The organism is Parendozoicomonas verongulae, from assembly GCF_009711465.1.
Taxonomy (GTDB): Bacteria; Pseudomonadota; Gammaproteobacteria; order Pseudomonadales; family Endozoicomonadaceae; genus Sansalvadorimonas; species Sansalvadorimonas verongulae.
Genome location: NZ_SMME01000238.1, coordinates 1 through 404 on the forward strand (window position 1 = coordinate 1; position 404 = coordinate 404).

A 404-nucleotide genomic window follows, 5' to 3' on the forward strand; every position below is an offset into this window, starting at 1 on the left:
ACGGCTGTACAACATCTGGCAGTTGAAACGAATGCCACAACATTGACCAGAAATCCTCCAGCCATTTGCCGCATTTCCAGTCACAATGAAGATCCTGATATCTTATGTACTACTCCTTCACCTTCCCTTCTGGACGCTCTATTCCCAGAGTTGTCAGGCTTGAAGCAGGATGAAGCTCTACTTTCAGAGTTATCGGACTTGTTGCAGGATGATGTATTTCAGAGTGCTCTTTGCGCCAGTGAAGGAGAGTGTGCACTCGATATAGATGGCACTCTTACTGAAGAGAGTCAGAGTCAGTCTGACTGTGATCAGCAGCCCACAAACATCTCCGGGAAGCACACGCTAAGAGCCCGCACAGGGGGCAGAGTCTTTATCTGTGACCATGACGGATGCAACCGGTCTTT

The 404-nt window shown here is 48.8% G+C and carries 1 protein-coding gene; it reads left to right on the forward strand.

The genetic code is table 11. The annotated features are described in order from the left end of the window. Positions 1-404: hypothetical protein (locus E1189_RS24320; protein WP_230459828.1), on the forward strand; the 404-nt coding region annotated here is incomplete at both ends.